This window comes from Sinomonas atrocyanea (genome assembly GCF_001577305.1).
GTDB classification, from domain to species: Bacteria; Actinomycetota; Actinomycetes; order Actinomycetales; family Micrococcaceae; genus Sinomonas; species Sinomonas atrocyanea.
Genome location: NZ_CP014518.1, coordinates 1,044,430 through 1,064,669, shown reverse-complemented (window position 1 = coordinate 1,064,669; position 20,240 = coordinate 1,044,430). Strand labels below are relative to the sequence as shown.

At 69.5% G+C, this 20,240-nt stretch carries 20 protein-coding genes; 7 read left to right on the top strand and 13 right to left on the bottom strand.

Translation table 11 applies throughout. The features are described 5' to 3' along the window. Positions 1–49 precede the first annotated feature (49 nt). The 8 genes from SA2016_RS05050 to SA2016_RS05015 all read right to left on the bottom strand — a co-directional run bounded on the left by SA2016_RS05050 (position 50) and on the right by SA2016_RS05015 (position 9,096). Positions 50–991 carry a DUF6454 family protein gene (locus tag SA2016_RS05050; RefSeq protein WP_066496083.1) on the bottom strand — a complete coding sequence of 314 codons (942 nt, stop codon included), beginning with the start codon at positions 989–991 and terminating at the stop codon, positions 50–52. Beyond that, positions 981–2,579, bottom strand: a complete 1,599-nt coding sequence (locus SA2016_RS20750; protein ID WP_169803052.1) for an inositol monophosphatase family protein — start codon at positions 2,577–2,579, stop codon at positions 981–983. Before SA2016_RS20750 ends, SA2016_RS05050 begins: the two co-directional genes overlap by 11 nt. Positions 2,580–2,665: 86 nt before the next feature. Next, positions 2,666–3,766, bottom strand: coding sequence for an ABC transporter ATP-binding protein (locus SA2016_RS05040; protein ID WP_084249329.1), 1,101 nt, complete (start codon positions 3,764–3,766; stop codon positions 2,666–2,668). Positions 3,767–3,773: 7 nt separating this feature from the next. After that, on the bottom strand, positions 3,774–4,598 hold the full coding sequence (locus SA2016_RS05035) for an ABC transporter permease (protein ID WP_066496081.1): 825 nt from the start codon (positions 4,596–4,598) through the stop codon (positions 3,774–3,776). Next, positions 4,598–5,509 carry an ABC transporter permease gene (locus tag SA2016_RS05030; RefSeq protein WP_244932815.1) on the bottom strand — a complete coding sequence of 304 codons (912 nt, stop codon included), beginning with the start codon at positions 5,507–5,509 and terminating at the stop codon, positions 4,598–4,600. Before SA2016_RS05030 ends, SA2016_RS05035 begins: the two co-directional genes overlap by 1 nt. Before the next feature lie 50 nt (positions 5,510–5,559). Then, positions 5,560–6,720: an extracellular solute-binding protein gene (locus tag SA2016_RS05025; RefSeq protein WP_066496079.1), complete on the bottom strand. Its 1,161-nt coding sequence runs from the start codon at positions 6,718–6,720 to the stop codon at positions 5,560–5,562. A gap of 402 nt (positions 6,721–7,122) precedes the next feature. Beyond that, entirely contained in the window at positions 7,123–8,580 is a 1,458-nt protein-coding gene (locus SA2016_RS05020) for a purine-cytosine permease family protein (protein WP_066496077.1), read from the bottom strand. A 234-nt stretch (positions 8,581–8,814) separates the two neighbouring features. Beyond that, complete coding sequence (locus tag SA2016_RS05015; protein ID WP_066496075.1) at positions 8,815–9,096, bottom strand: hypothetical protein; 282 nt, start codon at positions 9,094–9,096, stop codon at positions 8,815–8,817. A 156-nt stretch (positions 9,097–9,252) separates the two neighbouring features. On the opposite strand from SA2016_RS05015, the gene SA2016_RS22125 reads away from it, so the two are divergent. The 3 genes from SA2016_RS22125 (at position 9,253) to SA2016_RS04995 (ending at position 12,514) form a co-directional block, all read left to right on the top strand. Further along, the gene (locus SA2016_RS22125; RefSeq protein ID WP_141305626.1) at positions 9,253–9,699 is read left to right on the top strand and encodes a hypothetical protein; all 447 of its coding nucleotides are present in this window, start codon (positions 9,253–9,255) and stop codon (positions 9,697–9,699) included. Then, a complete protein-coding gene (locus tag SA2016_RS05000) occupies positions 9,696–11,420 on the top strand; it encodes a L,D-transpeptidase family protein (RefSeq protein WP_066496068.1) in 1,725 nt (574 codons plus the stop codon). The genes SA2016_RS22125 and SA2016_RS05000 overlap by 4 nt, the downstream gene beginning before the upstream one ends. 473 nt (positions 11,421–11,893) lie before the next feature. Continuing rightward, complete coding sequence (locus tag SA2016_RS04995) at positions 11,894–12,514, top strand: CPBP family intramembrane glutamic endopeptidase (protein WP_066496066.1); 621 nt, start codon at positions 11,894–11,896, stop codon at positions 12,512–12,514. Between the two features lie 130 nt (positions 12,515–12,644). Here the strand turns inward: SA2016_RS04995 and SA2016_RS04990 are convergent, their stop codons facing one another. Together SA2016_RS04990 and SA2016_RS04985 are read right to left on the bottom strand one after the other, a co-directional pair. Next, on the bottom strand, positions 12,645–12,908 hold the full coding sequence (locus SA2016_RS04990; RefSeq protein ID WP_066496065.1) for a hypothetical protein: 264 nt from the start codon (positions 12,906–12,908) through the stop codon (positions 12,645–12,647). A 208-nt stretch (positions 12,909–13,116) separates the two neighbouring features. Next, a complete protein-coding gene (locus tag SA2016_RS04985; protein ID WP_066496064.1) occupies positions 13,117–14,154 on the bottom strand; it encodes an AAA family ATPase in 1,038 nt (345 codons plus the stop codon). Between the two features lie 135 nt (positions 14,155–14,289). Here SA2016_RS04985 and SA2016_RS04980 point away from each other — a divergent pair, with 135 nt between their 5' ends. Both SA2016_RS04980 and SA2016_RS04975 read left to right on the top strand, forming a co-directional pair. Then, the gene (locus SA2016_RS04980) at positions 14,290–14,910 is read left to right on the top strand and encodes a hypothetical protein (RefSeq protein ID WP_066496057.1); all 621 of its coding nucleotides are present in this window, start codon (positions 14,290–14,292) and stop codon (positions 14,908–14,910) included. Between the two features lie 232 nt (positions 14,911–15,142). Continuing rightward, positions 15,143–15,619, top strand: coding sequence for a hypothetical protein (locus SA2016_RS04975; RefSeq protein ID WP_066496056.1), 477 nt, complete (start codon positions 15,143–15,145; stop codon positions 15,617–15,619). Between the two features lie 12 nt (positions 15,620–15,631). Here the strand turns inward: SA2016_RS04975 and SA2016_RS04970 are convergent, their stop codons facing one another. After that, a complete protein-coding gene (locus tag SA2016_RS04970) occupies positions 15,632–16,051 on the bottom strand; it encodes a nuclear transport factor 2 family protein (protein ID WP_066496055.1) in 420 nt (139 codons plus the stop codon). Between the two features lie 229 nt (positions 16,052–16,280). Between SA2016_RS04970 and SA2016_RS04965 the strand changes: the two genes are divergently transcribed. Further along, entirely contained in the window at positions 16,281–17,570 is a 1,290-nt protein-coding gene (locus SA2016_RS04965; protein WP_066496054.1) for a T6SS phospholipase effector Tle1-like catalytic domain-containing protein, read from the top strand. Positions 17,571–17,749: 179 nt separating this feature from the next. Here SA2016_RS04965 and SA2016_RS04960 read toward each other — a convergent pair whose 3' ends face one another. Next, on the bottom strand, positions 17,750–17,953 hold the full coding sequence (locus SA2016_RS04960) for a cold-shock protein (RefSeq protein ID WP_066496052.1): 204 nt from the start codon (positions 17,951–17,953) through the stop codon (positions 17,750–17,752). A 602-nt stretch (positions 17,954–18,555) separates the two neighbouring features. Between SA2016_RS04960 and SA2016_RS04955 the strand changes: the two genes are divergently transcribed. Then, positions 18,556–18,852: a DUF4193 family protein gene (locus tag SA2016_RS04955; protein ID WP_066496050.1), complete on the top strand. Its 297-nt coding sequence runs from the start codon at positions 18,556–18,558 to the stop codon at positions 18,850–18,852. Positions 18,853–19,740: 888 nt separating this feature from the next. Here SA2016_RS04955 and SA2016_RS04950 read toward each other — a convergent pair. Continuing rightward, positions 19,741–20,022 carry a hypothetical protein gene (locus tag SA2016_RS04950; RefSeq protein WP_066496048.1) on the bottom strand — a complete coding sequence of 94 codons (282 nt, stop codon included), beginning with the start codon at positions 20,020–20,022 and terminating at the stop codon, positions 19,741–19,743. Positions 20,023–20,240: the final 218 nt, after the last annotated feature.

Here is a 20,240-nt window from a genome sequence, read left to right as displayed (position 1 = left end):
CCTGTGCTGCGCCTGAAGCCGCCTGACTACAGCACGAAGGCCCGCGCGGCTACGCCAGCTTGCGCAGGTTCCCGACGCGGGGCGCCGGCTCGGCTGGCTGGCTGACGCGGTAGGCGAGGATTTCGGTTCCGCACGGTTCGTCACCATCGTCGGGCGCCACCAGGAGGACCACGTCCTCGCCGTGGCGGGTGAGGACGAACGGGTTGCGGAAGACGCTGTGCCCTGCCGCGCTGAAGAGCGGCACCGGGACGTCCGCAGCGATCCTGCGTTCGTCGAAGTGCACGACGGCGACCCCTCCGAGCTCGAACACCCCGCCGTGGGCGTCGGGCAGCTCGCTGATGCCCGCGCAGATGAGCCGGCCGCCGCCGTCGAACTGGGCTTCTTGGAAGTCGAGATGCCAGCTGGGGTTGTCCCAGGCTTCCGGCTCTCCCGGGACCAGCCCGCCGTCGGCCGCCTCCTTGAGCGCCCACCGGTACAGGCGCCGCGAGCCCCAGCTCGCACCGTACAGTTCGCCCCCTCCGGGGCTGGATACGAGCCAGGTGATGTGGTCGTCCACGTCGAAGCGCTCGACGAGCTCGAGCGTCACCGGGTCGAGGGTGTAGACGAGGCTGCGCGAGTGGGAGCGGTACTCCCCGACGGGGACCCACAGCAGCCCACCGGTGTGGTCGATTCCGCTCGGATGGTAGGCGTCGCCCTCCCCCACGAGGATGTCAGCGGCGAGCGTCCCGTCCGGTTCGATGACGAGCACGTGTCCCCGCCCCCGCCCCGGCGATCGGCGCGAGGTGTCGCCGTCGGCCCCGGGCAGGGGTGCGGGGGGGTCCAGGACTTCCACCGTGGTGAGGAAGACCCGACCGGCCGCGAGGGTCATCCCCTGGGGGTGGTGGGTGGCGAAGGCCAGCGGAAGCCGCCGAAGGAGTTCGAAGCGGGTGCGCCGGGTCCATCCGGCCACCTCTGCGGAGAGGGTGCCGTCCCGCGGCGGCTCAGCCCACACGGGGTACCTGCCCGTTCCCGTTCCGTGCGTCCTCCTGCCCGGCGCGCAGCGCCAGGGCCCAGACTTCGTACAGCTCGTCCGCCTGCTCGGGCCTGGCCGCCATGACTCCGCCGGAGGAGGGCCAGACGGTCTCCCGGCCCTCCTCGTCGAGCAGCGTCCCGCCGGCCTCGCGCACGAGGAGCGCGGCCGCGAGGTGGTCGATGGGGCTGAATCGTGCGATCACGCTCCCCGAACCCCGTCCGAGGGCGACCCCGGCGAGGGCGAGCGTGCCCGAGCCCATGACGCGGAGGGTGCAGAACCGGTCGGTGAGCGCTGAGAGGAACGCCTGGAACCCGGGCCACGCCGCGTGCCCGAGCAGTTCCGTGGCGACTACCGTGCCGGCGAGCGCGTTCTCGTGCGGCGCCCCGGGCTGGGCATGCTGCTGGGGTGCCGGGGGCTGCGACGTGGCGAGGCGGAGCAGCGCTCCGTCGACTTCGGCGCCGTAGCCGGCGACGGCGGAGAACACCTGTCCGCGCCACACGTCTGCGACGACGGCGACGAGGGGCTCACGGTCGATGGCAAGGGCGAGCGAGAACGCGGTCCACGGCACGCCGTTTGCGAGGTTCGCCGTGCCGTCGACCGGGTCGACGTACCAGCATGGAACACCCGGTTCGGGGGCACCGCCGAACTCCTCCCCCACCACGGTGTGGCCCGGGAGCCGGGCCGAGATCACCTCCCGGACGTGCTGCTCCACCGCGAGGTCGACGTCGGTGACGTGATCCGCGGCGTTCGCCTTGGTCCTCACGGTCCCCAGGGCGGCGGCGCGCGTGTGCTCGAGGGCCCACTGGCCGAGTTCGTAGGCCACCGTCGCGGCCGCCACGAGTTCATCGCCAGCGAGGCTCCGCGGCGGCTGCGCGGCAGCCCAGGCGGCCGGCCCTTCGGCGATCACGCTCTGCAGCACGGACAGCCGGTTGGTGGTGACCGCGTCCGCGCCGAGAGCCAGGGCCCAGCGCATGCTCTCGGCGGAGTCGACCGTCCAGCAGGTCATGAGCGCGCCCGAGGCGTGGACTGCGTCGACGAGGGCGCGGCTCAGGACCGCGTGGTCCGAGTTGACGGCGGTCGGGCGGAGGCGGTCAAGCAGCTGCTTGGGCGGCAGGTCCCGCCGGTTCCAGGGCAGCCAGATGCTCGCGTGGGGATCGAGGTCCCGGATCCTGGTCATGGCTTCGAGGCTCCCGCACCACGCGACGCGGGCACCCTCGCGGCCTGCCGCGCGGGCGGCCTCGGCGTGGGCGTGAACGACGGCGACACTGGGCGCGGCCGGCCCGGGCTCATCCATATCGATGACCAGGACGGAGCCCGTCCCGGCCACGGCGTCGAGTGCGTCTGCGAGGAGCGGGATGCGGGCGTCCGCGCTCCCGAGGGCCGCGGCCTCGGTCCAGTGGACGGCTGCGATGTGCCGGGGATCGTTCCAGAGCCGTTCGAGTGTCTCGTCGTGCAGGAGGACCACGTGGCGGTCGCGGGTGAGGCGGACGTCGATCTCCACGAAGTCTGCGCCAGCATCGATGGCTGCACGGATGGCGGGCAGCGTGTTCTCGCGGTGCCGCTCCACATGTCCACGATGGGCGGTGGCGAGGGGGCCGCGGCTCGGTGGGACGGCCGGAGCGGCTTCGAAGGGCGCTCGCGCCGGAACCGCGCTCATGCCGCGGCCCCGTGTCCGGCGAGCACGCCGTCTTCGAAGTCGAGCCATCTGGTGATTCTCGCGTATCCCCGAGTTCCCACGGCAGGCGGGGTGCCCGTCACGAAGCTGCGAAGGGCAGTGTCGTCGCGCGTGAGGTGCAGCTCCGCGAAGTGGCCGTGCGGCACCACCCGATCGACGGTCGCAGGCGCCCATCCGCTCCCGCTGCCGTCTGTTCCGAGGAGGTCCGCAGTGAAGACGACGTCCTCCGGACGGACGCCGGCCATGCCGCTGCCGGGCACGAGGCGGCCGTCGCGGATGCTGCCCTTGAGCCGGTTGAGGCTGCCGATGAAGGTGGCCACGAACTCCGTCGCCGGCGCACGGTACAGATCAGCGGGGGTGCTGAACTGTTCGATCCGGCCAAAATTCATGACGGCGATGCGGTCCGACATCGACATGGCCTCCTCCTGGTCGTGGGTGACGATGAGGGTCGTGATGCCGAGCCGCTGCTGGATCTCGCGGATGTCCTCGCGGACCTTGACGCGCAGCTTGGCGTCGAGGTTGGAGAGCGGCTCGTCGAGCAGGAGGAGCTCCGGCTCCTGGACGAGGGCGCGGGCGAGGGCCGTGCGCTGCTGTTCGCCGCCCGAGATGCGGGCGGGCCGGGAGTCCCTGTGGTGGAGGAGGTTGACGAGGGCGAGGGCGGCATCGACGCGCTCGGCGATCTCTGCTTTGGGCCGCCTGCGCAGCTTGAGGGGGAAGCCCACGTTCTTCGCCACGGTCATATGCGGCCACAGCGCGTAGTTCTGGAAGACCATGGCGCTCGGTCGCTGCTCGGGCCCCAGATGGGCGACCTCGCGGCCTCCGACCCTGATGGATCCCTCGTCGGGGGTGAGGAATCCGGCGATCATGCGCAGGGTGGTCGTCTTGCCGCAGCCCGAAGGGCCCAGCAGGGACACGAGCTCGCCGGGCTGCACGGCCATGTCGAGGCTGTCGATGATGGTCCGCCCGCCCAGGACCTTGCGCAGAGTACGGATCTCGAGCCCCGCGGACCGGGAACGTTCCGGGATCCGGGATGCTCCTGCTGTGTCGCTTCTGGCGGTGGTGGGTGTCGTGGTGTTCATGGTGCCTCTACTTGATCTGGAAGCCCTCGGCGAGCTGGCCGCCGACGATGTGCTTGTGCGCGGCCAGGAGCAGCGCCACGGAGGGGATGGCGAGGAGGATCGAGAAGACCGCCGCCACCTGGGTCGGGTAGTTGAGCACGAGGGTGTACATCTGGGTCGGCATGGTGAAGTAGTCCGGCGCGCCGACCAGATAGGTGCCCTGGGCCTCGTCGAACGAGGCCAGGAAGCTCATGATGGCCGCGACGAGGATGCCCGGCAGCGCCATGGGCAGGGTGACGCTGAAGAACACGCGCACCTTCGATGCCCCGGCATCGCGCGCGGCCTCCTCCAGGCTGCGGGGGACTGCGGCGAATGCGGCCGACGGGATCCACGTCATGAACACGACGGTGCCCAGCAGGTGCACGATCAGGATTCCCAGAATGGAGTTCATGAGGTTCAGCGTGTAGAACAGCGCCGCGAGGGAGACGAACAGGCCCATCTTGGGGAACGCGTTGGCGGCGAAGAGCCCGATGAGGAAGAGCCGGCGCCCGGGGAATTCGAACCGCGCGAACGCGTAGGCGGCGGGGAGGCAGATGAGCGCGGAGACGAGGACGGTGATGGGGGCGAAGAACAGCGAGTTCTGCACTGCCACACCGAGGGCGCTGTCACTGAACACGAGGCCCCACCACTTGAGGGTCCACCCGTCAGGCAGCAGGTTCGGGTAGGTCCAGTTCGTCGCGAACGCCCGCACGGCCAGCCAGGCGAGGGGGCCGATGATGAAGACAGCCAGCGCCAGGGCGAAGAGCGCCGCGAGGACCCCGGTCAGGGCTCGGCGCGCCGAAGGGCTCTGCATCAGACGGCCCCGCTTTCCTTGGCGGAGCGGAAGTTGGCCCAGACGTAGACGGCGGCGATGCCCGAGGCGATCGCGAACACCACGAATGCCATGACGACCGCCTGCTGGGGCTGGTTGAAGGCCGAGAAGTAGTTCGACATGTCGACCCCGAGCATGTTCGGCGAGTTCGGGCCCGTGAAATAGGGCACCGTGAAGGAGCCGAGGATCCCGATGGCCGTGAACGTCGTCGCGATGATGATCGGCACCCCGGCCATGGGGAGCACCACCGAGGCGACGACGCGCCAGAAGGAGGCGCCGGCGTCGCGGGCGGCGTCGATCATCGCCTGCGGCACGGCCTGCAGGCCGGAGGTGACGAGCAGCGTCGCGAACGGCAGCGAGGTCCACACCGAGCCGATGACGACCGTGACCATGGTGAACGACCAGACCGGGAATTCCACCCCGAGCTGGGCAGCGACGCTACGCAGGAACCCGTTGGCGGAGTAGAAGCCCAGGATGGCCCATGAGGCGATCACCACCGGAATGAACAGCGGCACGACCGCGAGTCCCGAGAGCACCTTGCCGACCAGGCCGCCCCTGAACTTCAGGTAGAGGCCGATCGCGGCGGCGAGCAGGACCACGATGGTGGTGCTGGTGAGGGTGACGGCCACCGTCACAGCGAGGTCTCCGAGGAACCGCTGGCTCGTGAACGTGTCGGTGTAGGCGCCGAGGTCGGGGACTGCGCCGTCGGCCTCGTGGACGTTCTGCCCGATGACGGCGATCGTGTGGTTGAGGCCTCCCGTGAAGCCGAGGCTGAACGCGAACGCGAGAACGATCGGGAACCCGATGAACAAGGCGATGAGCAGGATCGGCGGGAGTGCCATGCCCAGGCCCGCGGCGGCCCGCGCCCCGGCCACGCCGCGTGCGGGGCGCACGCGGCGCGACGGGGCCGCCCGATCCTCTCGGACTGTGGTCGGCTCGGCTGTCACTGGCCGGGGACCTTCTGGTCCCAGAGGTTGTTCATGTCCTTGGACATGTCGTTGTAGTAGCCCTGGCGCAGGTTCTTCGTGTCCGCGTTGGCGAACTTGTCCTGCAGGTCCTTGGGCAGCTTGTCGAGGGAGATCGCCGGGTAGCCCGAGATGTCCTTGACGATCATCGCCTGCTGGTCAGGCTGCAGGACGAACTGGGCCAGCTTGAGCGCGGCATCCTTGTTGGGGCTGTCGGCCGGGACGCCCAGGTAGGCCGCGCCGCCGGTGAAGGACGGATCGGAAATCTGGGTCGCCTTGACCGACGCCGGGATCGAGCCGTTCGCAACGCCAGTGGTGAACATGTCCGACCAGACGGGAGCCATCTGGATCTGGCCGCTCGCGAGCAGGTCCAGCGTCTGCTGGTTGCCGTTCGGGTAGACGCCCTTCTGGTACACGAAGGGGTTGAGGCCCTTGAGTTCGGCGAAGCCCTGGTCCCAGGAGGACTCGAGGCCCTTGTCGTACCCGACCGTCATCTTCTGCCTCACATCGGCCGGAACATACTTGTCCAGCACCGTGGTGGCGAACGCCGCTCCGGACCCGCCCGACTTGGGCGAGTTGTAGGTGAACTTGCCCGGGTTCGCCTTGATCCACGCGAGGAGGTCGTCAAGGGTCTTGGGCGGAGCCGCCACGGTCTTGGTGTTGTACGCGAGCAGGACGGACGAGCCCCGGTACGGGATGCCGCTGGTCCCCCCGGCCTTGATCGCGTCGGCGGGGACGTCTGCCAGCGCCGGGACCTTCCCGCTGTCGACCGGCTCCAGGAGGTTGGCCGACGACGCCTTCGGGACGAACCCCGCATCCACGAGGTCGAACCCCGCGTCCTTCTTCTGCTGGGCAGAGCTGGAGAGCTTGGCGAGCGTCTGGGCGTCGTGCTCCCCATGCAGATCGAACTGGACTTGGACTCGGTAGCCTGGATTGGCCTTCTCGAAGGCCGGTCCCAGGTCCTTCTCCCAGAGCTTCTGGATGTTGGTGTCACCGCTGATGAAGACCCGGACGGTCTTCGAGCCGGCCTCGCCAGCCGCGTTGTTCGCTCCGGCGGTGCTGCTCTGGGCGCACCCGCTGACGGCGAACGCCAACGCCGTGACGGCGACAGCAGATCGCAGGGCAGTCGTGAACTTCATGGAATCTCTCTCCCAAGAGCTTCGACGAAGGGCACGCACGAGGCGCAGAGGTTCTGCGGGCTTCCGGCCCTTGCCTCAACGCGCAGGCAGCGGTGGCCGCCCGGCCCCTTCGTCTGATGTCGACAGGTCATCACCGCGCTGGGCCGCTGGGGCACAGCACGTCGGCGGCCCGATGGCGCCAACCCCCACCGAAGACTGAACACCTTTGTCCTGACTAACGGTCAAAGGTGGGGTGACGGGGAGGTTAAGCAGGCTCAAATGCTTGCGGCGCCGGGCGGGGCGGGAACTCGCCTGTCGACGTCTCCGACGCGTCGGTCTTCACGAGGAGTCCGCCGTCGGCCCTGGCGTGAAAGGAAGGAGGCGGCCCGGATGACCGGACCGCCTCCTTCCTGTGACAGCAGCTCAGGGCAGCGTGTGCCCGTGCGCGGCGGCGTCGAGCTCAGCCGACTCCGCGTCGCCCAGCCGTGCCTCCTCGGCCGCATTCACCTTCCGGGTCAGCAGCCAGTACAGGACACCGGCCACAGGGAGGCCGATGAACAGCGAGATGTCCGCGCCGTCCATCGCCTGGGCGACGGGACCGACGAAGAGCGTCCCGGCCGAGAAGAACGGGACCATTACCACGAAGCCGACGAGGTAGGCGATGATGCCGGGCCACCCCCACCGGCCGTAGATTCCGTGCGGCTTGAAGATCTCGGCGATGGCGTAGTGGCCCTTGCGCACGATGAAGTAGTCCGTGAGGTTCACCGCGGTCCACGGGATGAAGAAGTACAGGACCAGCAGCAGGAAGTCGTTGAAGTTCGCGAGGAAGTCCTCCGAGGCGACATTGGCCAGGATCACGGAGATCGCCGCAGTGACGGCAATGGTGATGATGCGCAGCCGCAGGGTGGGCCTGATGCGGCGGAGGCTGTCGATCGAGGAGATCAGCGTCAGCGAGCCGCCGTACATGTTCAGCGCCGTGACGGACACCAGGCCGAGGGCGGCGACGAAGAGGGCGATCGACCCGAATCCCGGGAAGAGCTTGTCGGCGGTGGCCTGAATGGACGGGATGGTGTCGAAGTCCTTGCCCGCTGCGGCGGCGATGAAGGCCCCGAGGAACATGACCCAGATCCCGCCGAGGGCGCTGCCCCAGAAGGTGTACCGGAAGGTCCGGCCGGCGGCGGCGGGCGGCAGGTACCGGGAGTAGTCCGAGACGTAGATCGCCCATGAGATCTGGTAGCCGGCGGCGACGCCGAGCTGGGCGAGGAAGGGCACGAGCTGGAAGCCGCCGAGGTCGAACATGGCCGCCGGGAGGTCGAGGTGCGTGAGGACGGCGACCGTCAGGAGGGCCAGCATCGCCACGGTCAGGTAGGTCAGGTAGCGCTCGAAGCGGTGGATGAGGTCGTACCCGAAGAGCGCGACGACGACGGCGACGATGGTCACCACCCAGAACCACAGGCTGTCCGACCCCCCGTGCACGGACGCTCCGATGGCCTGTCCGGCAAGGACGGTGTTGAAGATGTTGAACCCGGCGTACTGCAGGTAGGCGAACAGCCAGACGAGGAGGGCGCCCACGTACCCGAACTGGGGGCGGGACTGGATCATCTGCGGCAGTCCGAGCTGGGGGCCCTGGGACGAGTGCGCAGCCATGAACAGGGTTCCGACGAGCACCCCGGCGGCGATGGCGATCATCGACCAGATGAGGTTGCCGCCTGTGGTGATGCTGATGAGCCCGACGGCGAGGGTGGCGATCTGGGCGTTGCTCATGAACCAGAGCGGGCCGATGCTCGAGACCTTCCCGTGCCGCTCGTCCAGGGGGACGTAGTCGATGGAGCGGACTTCAAGTCCTCGGTTGCTCTGGGACTGACCGGTGGAGCTGGTCATGCGTTCTCCTCGTGGGGCCTGGGGGCGCGGCCGGGCCACGGAGCTGTGACCGGCCTAACACCGACAGCACAAGATATGCGGGCAGCCGGTCGCCGGAACATGTGCAAAGCACCAGAATTCGGCGCCCCGAAACTGGGCGGACGCACATCGGGGAGCCAGCGTGGTCAGGGCCGGTCGGTCCGGGAGCACGGTCAGCGCTTCGGCGGAACCCTCCCGCAGGACGCTCACCACGCCCTATCCGGCGGCGCGCCACTCAGGGCCGACGACCTGCTGGATCCGCTCCCTGCGCTTCTGGGACAAGGCGCCGTGCTCATCGGCGGCCCGCTCGGCGTCGAGCCAGGACCCCAGCCGTGCCTCGTACGCGTCCCCGGCCTTCGGGTCGGGGACGTGCCTGTACTCGGCCAGGAATGTCTCGACCCGGTGGAGCGCCGCAGCGAAGTCCGCCTCGTCCTGCTGCGCGGGGACCGGCAGACCCGTGATCTGCCAGGCCAACTCGTGCATGAGGTCTCTGTCCATGTCCGGCCCTCATCGCCGGTCCCTCCCCGCCCAAATTCTAGGGACCGGCAACGGCCGACATGGAGAGGAGAAGGTCCTGTCTCGCATCAGGCCGGATTCCAGCCCAAGCCACTAGGTTGTACATGTACAACTTACCTTTCCATCCGGGGGACACCCATGAGATCAAGACCCGGGCCACTGGCCCTCAGGCTCGCCGCCTCGCTCCTGCTTCCGGCGGCGCTGGCCGGCTGCGCGGCGCCGGGAGCAGCCCCGGCGGCGCCGGGCACCACCGCCGCAGCCCAGGTCCCTTCCGCGACAGTCACCGTGGCGCCCGCCGTCGCGTCGGCCATGGCCGAGGGCGCCCTCAGCGGCGAGCACTGCCAGAAGGGCGTGGACGGCACTTGGTCGTACACGGCAACTCTGTCCAACCAGGGAGCCGCCCGGGCGGCGTTCACCGTTGCGATCGGCCTCACCCGGGACACCTCGGTCCTCGACCACGCCCTCATCCAGAAGACCCTCGCCCCCGGCCAGACCGCCCAGGTCTCCGCCACCGGCTTCGGCAAGGACGCCCCCTCCGCGGGAACCGACTGCGCCGCCGCCGTCTCCCAAGAGAGGACGGAATGACTATCCGCCGCCACGGGGGGTGGGCGGCAGCGCTGGCGCTGGCCGCACTCATAACGACGGCTGCACCGTCCCAGGCCACCACGGCCGCCCCGTCCCCGACCGACACCGCCAGCCCCTCCCCGACCAACACGTCGACGGCAGACCCGACCGCCACCGCCACCTCGACGCCCATTGTCACGGCGAGCGATTCTCCAACCGGTTCGCCGACCGGCACTGCGACTCCGTCCCCCACCTCGACCGCGACGCCCACCGGGGCGCCGACGAGCCCACCCAGCACGCCCCCGGCGCCCTCCCCCATCCAGTCCAAGTACGCCGCCCTCGGCGGCGCCACCGGCTGGCTCGGGGCACCCGTCACTGCCGAGGACTGCACCAGCCCCCCGGGCGGTGGCTGCGCCGAGACGTTCCAGCACGGGGCCATCTACTGGATCGCCGCCACCGGGGCCCACACCGTCGGAGGCGGCGTCGGCGCCCGCTGGGCATCGACCGGCGGCCCCACGGGCTTCCTCGGCTACCCCACCACGGATGAGGTCGCCATCCGCGACGGCGGCGTCTACCAGCTCTACCAGGGCGGGGCCGTCTACTGGTCCCCGGCCACCGGCGCCCACACCTCCCACGGCGGGATCCGCAGCGAGTTCGCCGCAAAGGGTTGGGAGAACGGCTTCCTCGGCTACCCCACCTCGGAGGAGGTCCCGATCCGCAGCGGCGGCGTCTACCAGCTCTACCAAGGCGGCGCCATCCTCTGGTCCCCGACCACCGGCGCCCACAGCTCCGGCGGCGCCGTCCGCGCCGGCTGGGCGGCCAGCGGGTACGAGAATGGGCCCCTCGGCTACCCCACCACCGACGAGGTCCCGATCCGCAGCAGCGGCGTCTACCAGCTCTACCAGGGCGGGGCCATCTACTGGTCCCCGGCGTCGGGCGCCCACACCTCCCGCGGTGGCATCCGCGCAGCATACGCAGGCACCGGGTACGAGAACGGGTCCATGGGCTACCCGGTCACGGACGAGCAGTGCAGCGGCTCGGCCTGCATCCAGAAGTTCCAGGGCGGGACCATCACCTGGATCGCCGGCATCACCGGCATCCACGGGTACAACGAGTGCGAGTCGCTGAACAACGGCCACTCCAACTACCCCAGCTACGGCGCCTCTGCCGTGTCCTTCGCGGTCGCCGAGTACTACGGGTCGTACAACGCATGGTTCATCCGCTGCCAGAACACCGCCGGGGTCTACTGGCCCGACTGGTACACGCCGGCGACCGTGGGCCGGTCCGGGTTCAAGCCCCCGGGCGTCGCGTCCGGCCCCACCCGGTACGAGTACTCCCCCACGGGCGACTACTCGGTCACGCAGGCCTTCGGCCTCGGCAACCCGGGCACCGCCCTGCCGTACCAGACCCTCAACCCCGACTCGCGCTGGGGCGGCAACCCCGGCACCCCGGAGTACAACCAGTACTTCGAGGAGTCCGCGTGGGTCGGGTACGACGAGAACATGTGGTACTTCGCCACCCGGTCCACCCACGACTACAGGGAGGGGGCGGTCCTGAACTACAACAGGCCGCCCGACTCGGGCATCGTCCAGGACGCCGGGTTCGCGATCTTCCTGCACGAGAACACCGCCCCGACGGCCGGGTGCATCGCCCTGCCGGACTGGAACCTCGTCGACTGGCTGCAGAAGGCGCACAGCGGCGACCGCATCATCATGGGCGTCCGCTCCGACCTGTTCCACTGACAGGGCGCCCCGCTCAGGGGCAAGCAGAAGGGCCCGGGACCGTCACCGACGGCATCCTGGGCCCTTGTGCGCGGCCATGTCCGCCGCCCCGATGGGCCCGGAGGGGCTGTCCAGGACCGGCGCCTTGGACAAGTGCCCTCGTTCGGCGACCAAGCCGCTGTTGAGCAGTTCAAGAGGAACCGGCACGGCCAAGGCTGCCCGCACTGCTGGCGGTCGAACGGCCCTACCGGGGAGGGACGCCAAGGGCAAGAGTTCATGGTGCGGCGCGGGGGCGGCCCCCACCGGCCTCACGCAGCCCGAGTTTCCACGAGAGCGGAGGGGCTAAGGCGATGCGGCCCAGACGCCGGACCACGCGTCCCCCGAAAGACCCGAAGGGTCAGCGCGGTGCCGCACCGGCCGGATCGCCCTCGTGGCGGGACGCTCTGGTCCTCAGAGACGGCTGGCCGGCCCCCAGCCTCGCAGCATCGGCCGTCGTGGTGCTTGCCCTGTTCGCGGTCGCCGTCCTCTGGCCGGTCGCCGTCTCCGCCGCCAGCGCGAGGGGCCTACCGCTGCGGGTCGCCGTCGACCTGTCCCCGTTCCTCGCGATCATGGCCGTCCTGGTCGCCGCCGCCCGGCTCGGCAGACTGCCCCTCTCCCTCGCGCTCGGTTGGTCCGCTACGCACGCTGGGCGCCAGGCGCTCATCGGGGTAGCCCTCGCCGCGGCCAGCCTGACGCTTGCCCTCGTCCCGGCACTCCTGGGCTTCGGCGTCCTGGGCCGAGGCGAACCCCGGCCGCTCGCCTTCGCCTACCTCGCCGTCCGCTCCTTCGTGCTCGTCGGCTTCGTGGAGGAGTTCGCCTGGCGGGGCTACGTCCTCGCAGGAGCCAGACGCGTCCTGGCCTCGAGGACTTGGGCGGTGGTCGCCTCGTCAGCCCTCTTCGGACTCTGGCACTTCCCTGGCGCGCAGGACGTCCTGCAGGTCATCATGACGGCGCTCATCGGCGCGGTCTACGCCACCGCGGTGCTCACCATCCGCCACTGCACCACTCTGGCCACCGGACTGGGGCACGGCCTCCACGACCTGGCACTGCTCACGCTCGCCACCATGTCTGCCTGAACAGTCATCGCATCACCCGCGCAGGACGGAACCCGGATGATGAGCCGGCGCCCGCTGCCGGTCCAGCCCGCGGGACGGGGGCGCATGCACCTTCCGCACGGACCTGCGCCCTCGCCTGCAGGAGCAGCGCCTACGCCTCTACCAGGATCACCAAGGTGTCGGCCAGCACGCCGTCGTACTCCATGGCCTCAGCGGCGGCCTTGGACTGCATCGCCGCCATGACCGCATCCATGTCAGCAACATCCATCAGCACTGCCACTTGTGTCGGGTTCTGCGGGTTGACGAACGTCCGGATATTGGTGACTCCGAGCGGGCCGAAGAGCTCCTCACGTTTCGGTGAGGCGAGCCAGTGGTCCTTGTCCTTCACATCGTGGTGGGCGATCACGGTCGGCATGGCGCGTCCTCTCGAAGGGGGCCGGCGGTCCGCAGGCCCGGTGCGCAGGACGCTACTGGTGCTCCCGCACCACGAGAAGGGTATTCGTGCCCCCATATCGCCCGGCCTCAGTACCGTCCCTCCAATCGGTGCGGCTATCCCTTGCATGGTCCGTAGGGACGCCTTGCGTCCTTCTCGGCGTGCGCCCTTGCAGCCGCCGCAATGACGGTCAGACCAGCCAGCGGCGCCACCAGGGCTGCTGCTCCGGTTCCGGCTCCGGCTCCGGCTCCGGCTCCTCGCCCAGCGCCAGCGCGGCCTCCACGATGTCCTCCGCGGTGAGCGTCGTGACGGACTCACGGTCGAGCGCGTCGAGGCTCTGTCCTTGGTCGCGCGAGAGGCGGAGCGCCTGGCGGTTGAGCGCCTGCTCGAAGAGCGTACGGGCAAAGCGTGCGTTGCCGGAGTCCTCGCCCGCGTGGAGCCCAGTGAGGATGCGGCGCAGCATCTGGTCCGCGCGCGGCCCCAGCGTGTACTCGTGCTGGGCCAGCGTCTGGTGGAAGATCGTCTGAAGTTCGTCGACCGAGTAGTCGGGGAACGTGATCTCGCGGGCGAACCGGGAGCGCAGGCCGGGGTTCGAGAGCAGGAAGGACTCCATCAGTCGCGGGTACCCGGCCACGATCACGACCAGTCGGTGGCGGTGGTCCTCCATCCGCTTGAGCAGGATCTCGATCGCCTCGGGGCCGAAGTCCATCCGGCCGTCCTCCGGCGCCAGCGCGTAGGCCTCGTCAATGAACAGCACGCCATCCAGCGCACGCCGGATCACCCGGTCCGTCTTGATGGCGGTCGCACCGACGTACTGCCCCACAAGGCCCGAACGGTCGACCTCGACCAGGTGGCCTTTCTGCAGCAGCCCGACCGCGCGGTACATCTCGGCCAGGAGTCGCGCCACGGTGGTCTTTCCAGTGCCCGGGTTTCCGAGGAACACCAGATGCTGTGATGTGGCCACCTCCGGGAGGCCGTGCGTCTTGCGGCGGGCCTGGATCTGGAGGAGCGCGACGAGGGCGCGCACCTGTTCCTTGACGGTCTCCAGGCCGACCAGCGCGTCGAGCTCGGCCTGCACCTCGGCCAGCGGCCGGGCGGGCCCGGGCCTTGCACCGATGAGATCGCCAACCAGTTCGTCGACGCGCTCCGAACCGGGAAGCTTGAGCTGATCGGCCAGATGGTTGAGGGTTCCGCGCAGGTCGTCGAGCGGATTTCGGCTGGCAGCCATGCCTCCATGGTAGTGCTCAGCTCCCGGAGCGCAGCGGGGTTGGCCCCGTCCCGTTCCCCAATCCAACTCTCGGGGAGCAGTTCAGACCGCCCCCCACTGTGGCGGCCTCCACAAGCCCGGATCTACCATCCGAGAGTGGACTACACCCCCTCCGACCGGGTCTACCTCGAGGACGACCTCGGCCTCGACACCGCATGGCTGGCGGCGCGTATCGTCGAAGACCCCGCACTCCTCGCCCTCGGGGAGACCGAGCTCGCCGTCGAGCACATCGCCCCCTCCGACCGGCCCGGTTCCCTCACAGTGCACCTCGCCGACCCCACCGCCGGCATCTGGCACGTCGCCGAGGTCAAGCTCTCCGACGCGGACACCGACCAAGTCCTCCACGTCCTCACCCTCTGGCTGGGCAGCCACACCGACCCCACCGGCGCTGAGCGGCAGCCTTCCGTGGTGGCCGAGCACATTCCCCCGGCCGTGGCCCGCGCCGTCCTCATGGCCCAGGAGGTGGCACCCTTGGGCGCGTATGAGCTGCACGCCCTCCAGGTCGGAGACCAGGTCGTCCTCCACACGGAGCCGGTCCATCCGCCGGAGGTCACGGACGCCGCCGCCGACCACGAGCTCGCGACCAGGCTCGCCGAGGCGGTCGCCCGACTCCAGGGGCACTCCCCCGAGCAGGCCGCCGACCTGCGCCTGCGGATGATCGGCCGCCTCTACCGTCACGACGACCGCGGTCCCGCCGACCCACCCGCCCCTGCGTGACAGCCCTGCCCCTCCGGCGCACCTGGGATGCCCGGATGAGCACCACCACCGGCTCTGGGACCAATGTGATTGGGAAGGGGCGGAGGTGGCTAACCCCAAGGGGACAACGTGGTCCCCGGAGGAAGGTCTCGCAATGCTCTGGATCGCAGCCAACGGTTCCCCCGCCCGACCCGGCCCAACGACGGCCTCCCGGGTGACAGACGCCCTGCCGCGCAGGGCACATGATGCGCGCATGAACAGCAGATCCCCCGAGCTATCGCCCATCGATGACCCTGCAGCCCTGTCCGGCGCGTGGCTGGCCGCCCGCGTCGAGGAGGACCCCGCCTGGCTCGGCCTCGGCGACGGGATGCCCGCGTTCGAGCGGACCGTCGTGCACGCGAGGCCCGACCAGTTCGCCGTCATCCTCTTCCACCCGGCCGACGGCGTCCGGCACATCGTGGAGGTCCAGCTGGGCGCCGCGGACATCGACCAGGTGGACCGTGCCGTCCGCCATCTCGAGGAGGAAAGCTCCCTCCTGCCGCTCATCCCGCACCGCGCCGCGGTCGCGGCCGAGCGCATCCCCGACGACGTCCTCGCCGCCGCCTGGCAGGCCCGAGTCCCGGTCGACGTTGTCGCGCTTCAGGTCGAGCCCTCCGGTGAGCTCACGACCGTCCACGGCGAAGCGCGGCCCTCTCCGGTGCCGGACGGCCCCGCCGTCACCGGCCCCTGACCGGCGCACCCGTCAGCGGTCTTCGGCGGCGTCCGGTTCGGTCACGGTGTCGGCGTGGCGGTGGGCGACCTTCCAGTCGCCGCCCTCGCGCCGGTACACCTGCGTCGCGCGGAGCGTGTAGGTGCGCAGCTCCCCGTCGACGATGGCAGAGGTGTGCTCAAGGCCGGCGGTGTAGGCGGCGTCGCCGATCACGTCGAACGTCTGGAGCTCGAACTCGTAGGACGCGCAGCCGGAGAAGCTCTGCTCGAGGAACCGGAGCACATCCTCGACCTCGCCCTGGCCGTACGCGTTCCGCCACGCTCCCAGGATGCTGACGGGCTCGTTCCGCGACCAGATGGCCCGGCGAAAGCCGGCGTCGCCGTTGTGCAGCGCTACCTCCGCGTCGTGCAGCGCGGTCCTGACCCGGTTGAGGAAGTCCTCCCGGTCGGTCATGCCGTCAAGGTACCCGCGGCCCCCATCTGCGGCAACGGCCCGATAGGGCGAACCGCCCAGCCAGGGTCGCCGCGTTCGGCGGGCACCACCGGCCCCTCGGCCCGCACGAGAAACACGCCATCCAGAATCGGCCCTTGGCCTCTCGCAAACTACACCGCAACGGCGCATGGTCTTCACGTGCGGTGTCGCTGCCGTGGGCCGCGTGGTGAAGCCGGGACGAGGAGAGGCCATGGAGAAGAAGCGGAAGAAGATCATCGTCTGCTGTGACGGGACGTGGGACCGACGGGACCAGACCACCGATGGGGTCCCATGCCCGTCCAACGTGGTCAAGCTCTATAACGCGTTGGCACCTCAGGACCTCGACGGATTGGAGCAGAAGAAGTTCTACATCGAGGGGGTAGGGACCGGCCGATGGGACCACCTCTGGGGCGGAGCCTTTGGGTTCGGCCTCTCGAAGAACGTCCGCGAGGCCTACCGCGACATTGCCAAGAGCTACAAGCCGGGCGATGAGATCATCCTGATCGGCTTCAGCCGCGGCGCCTTCACTGCCCGCAGCACGGCGGGCTTCATCCGCAACTGCGGACTCCTCAAGCCGGAGAACCTGAAGATGCTGAACCAGGCCTACGCCTTCTACAAGGACCGGGGCCCCGCGACGAAGCCGAGTTCCCCGGCAGCCGTGGACTTCAGGCGGAAGCATCACTGCTACGAGCCCGACATCCGCTGCATCGCGGTCTGGGACACAGTCGGAGCCCTCGGGATACCCATCAACGGGCTCCGCTGGGTCAATGTGTTCAACCGACAGTGGCGGTTCCACGACACAGACCTCTCGACGAAGGTCAAGTTCGCGTTCCAGGCCCTCGCCATCGACGAGAGACGCAACTCCTTCGAGCCGTCGGTGTGGACGCAGCAGGCACACGCCTCCGAGCAGACGCTGGAGCAGATGTGGTTCTCCGGAAGCCATGGTGACGTTGGGGGCGGGAATCGTGACAACTCCTTGGCCGACGTCGCGCTCATGTGGATCGTGGAGCGGCTCACGACCAACTGCCACGTCGCTTTCTCGGATGACGGATTCTCGATGCCCCCGGCCAAGTACCTCACTCGCCCCAACCCCCTGGCGCAGCTCACCGCGTCGTGGACGGGAGGGTGGCGCGTCCTGCGGCCCTATTCGAGGACGCTCCTGAGCAGCGACAGCGAATGGATTGCCTCCACCGCCAAGTACCGGTACAAGAAGGATGACAACTACAGCCCGGCCAACCTGATCCCCCACCTCGACAACAAGGAGCGATTCGTCCGCATCGAGCCTAGGCGCACGGCAACAGCGGAGCCGCCGAAGACCGAGATCTCTCAGCCCCTCGTCGACACGGATCAGGTGGACGCAGCCGGGATCCTGAAGGCCGCCATGTCGAACGGGCCCCGGGCGACACGACCACGGGCGGCCACCTCAGCACATCCGATGCCTGGGCACCGGCGGCCGCCCGACTGGCACCCGAGACGGCCTGGTAGATCTCCTCGCGCGTGACGGCGACGGGCCGGGGACGGGCGCGAGCCGGGCGTTGCTCTGGACCGGTGACCGCCAGGCCCAGCTGGAGGCGGCCACCCACGGCTGTGGGGTCGGCAGCCACCACTGGCCCCAGCAGGGCAGCGAAAGAGGGGGAGGTCGCCCTCGGGCGGTCTCCCCCTCTCCTGTGGGTCGTGGGGTCAGATGGGGCGGATCTGCTGGGCCTGCGGGCCCTTCTGCCCCTGCCCGACCTCGTACTCGACCTTCTGCCCTTCCTCGAGCGAGCGATACCCGCGGGCGTCGATCTGCGAGTAGTGCGCGAAGACGTCCGCCGAGCCGTCGTCGGGCTCGATGAACCCGAAGCCCTTCTCGGCGTTGAACCACTTCACGGTGCCTGTTGCCATCGGTGCTGCCTTCCTGCGGACGGTGCCGTGGCCGCACTCCGGCCGGGTCCCGCGCCGTCCATGCGAACAATCCTATGTGCGCCAGGCCACGTGCAGGAGGAGGCGGTCGGGAGTCTTCACCTGGCCGCAGCGCGGACCGGATTTTCCTCCATGTGTTCGACAGTTTGGGTATGGCCACTGGTAATGAAGCTCATCTGTTTGATCAAGGTGGACGGTCCGTACCCAGCGACAATGCGCCCAAGGGTCACCAAACCCATGTGACGCAGCAGAATCTGGCGGTTCTTCCGCCCCGTAATCGCGAGCCTGACGGCCCTGGTACCGCTTCTGCCAGCGCGCCTAGATTGGCGTGATCGAGCAGTTAGCTCGGCCACGACCGAGGTTCACGTGAGTGCCAACGAAAGTAGAGTTCTTGAGACGCCACCACCGGGGCGCACCCCTTGGTCAGGCTGGGCCTTGGGCGCGCAGCGCAGGCCCATCGGAGGGCTGGGAGCCTGATGACGAACCTCACGCTCCGCCAAGGACGTTTGGCCCCATGGCGGCGACGCCGGGCGGTGTACCGTTGCTTCCTCGCACCCTCGCCGACAGACAGGAAGACCAGCCAAGTGGCCACCGATTACGACGCGCTGCGCACGGACGTCAAGGAATCCCAGGACGACTCGCTCGAGGCCCTGAAGTCGGCCAGTGCGCCCGACCCGCGGTCCGTGGTGCGCGAACTCGACGTCGACGACAGCGGCGAGAGCGCCGAGCTGCCCGGCGAGTTCGTCAACGGCGAGCTCGAAGTCCAGCTCATCCCCCAGGGCGCCGACGAGTTCGTCTGCCAGTCCTGCTTCCTGGTCCGCCACCGGTCGCAGAAGGTCGTGCGGGGCGGGGTCGAGTACTGCCGCGACTGCGAAGGCTGACGGCCGCCGTCTGGGCTCCCCGCGGTTTCCCCATCCCTACCTCGGGTAACTTATCCGCCATGTTTTCACTGGAACCGGCCCAGCCACTGCACGAGACCATGCTCGGCGTGCTCCACGAGGCACGCCGGCGCCGCATGCCGCACGCCGAGTACTCGCTCCCGGTCTGCGAGCTCCTCTTGAGATCCACACCCCCGACGGGGACTTGCTCGGGGAGCCCTGCGCCGGCTGCCACGAGCCCTAGCCCTGCAGGACCGCAATGGGCATCCTCGGCGGCCTGGTGCCCCTCTCCTAGCCGCCCGAACGGCACCCGCCTCGCCGCCGGAGCACGGCAAACCCCTCTCTGAAATCTGCGTTTCCGCAGGTCAAAGAGGGGTTCATGGAGCCCCCTGCCGGATTCGAACCGGCGACGCTCTGTTAACAGGCAGGGATGCCCGTCGGTCCCCGGAGTTGCCCGGAATTCCTGTCTGACCAGCGGAAACATGCTCAGCGGACCTCGTCAGGCTACCCGTCGGATCCCGAACTGTCCCGCAAAAGCGGGTAGTAAACAGGGTAGTGACCGGGCAGCGCAGTTTCCCTTCAGCACCCCGTGGGGCTCGATGTTGGCAATCGGCAATCTCTCAGCGCCGGCGCCACGGGGTGCTAGGGGCCGTCGGACGGAGGGGACCGGGTCGAGTGCGACAAGTGGTCGCCTTCGCGGCCCGCCGCCCCCGCCGCGACGCCCACGCCCGCCACGCCACGCCACGCCACGCCACGCCGGTCCCGACTGCGTTCATCGGGACGAAATCCCCATGCGCGCCGGGGCCGGCAGGGCGGACGATGGGCTCCCCGACGGACCCTCGGCGGGCGGGTGAGCGAACGGCCGCCCGCCGGGGCCGCCGGGCTCCGGGCTCAGCGCGCCTTGATGCACCGGCCGGTGACCGTGGTGTAAGCCCCGTGGTCCTCCGCGGCCGCTCCGTCGACGGCGGCGCCGTAGGTCCGGCTTCCTGCCACGCACAGGTCGATCCGGCCGATGCGGTACGCGGCCAGGTCGAAGCTGGTGAACGCCTGCTCTGTCGCGACTCCCATGAACGGGCCGGCCGTGTTCGGGAACAGGTACTCCCAGACGGCGGTGCGGTTCTCAGCGGCCCAGCCGCGAACGCCCAGGGTCTCGAGCGCAGTGTGCACCGACACCAAGGCCCCCTCGGTGAGCTCGATCTGCTTTGCGGGCGTCCTGACGGGTGTGCATGGCGGTCCTTTGGGCCGGAGTCGTCTTCGGACCGTGTGTGCGGACCGGCGAGCGGCCGTCAACTCCCTAGCTGGAGCACATGACTACCGCGGCGCGATGCGTGTCACTTTCCAATCTGGGGGTCTTCCTTGCGCGCTTCCCCGCGTGAGGGACAGTCTCGGGA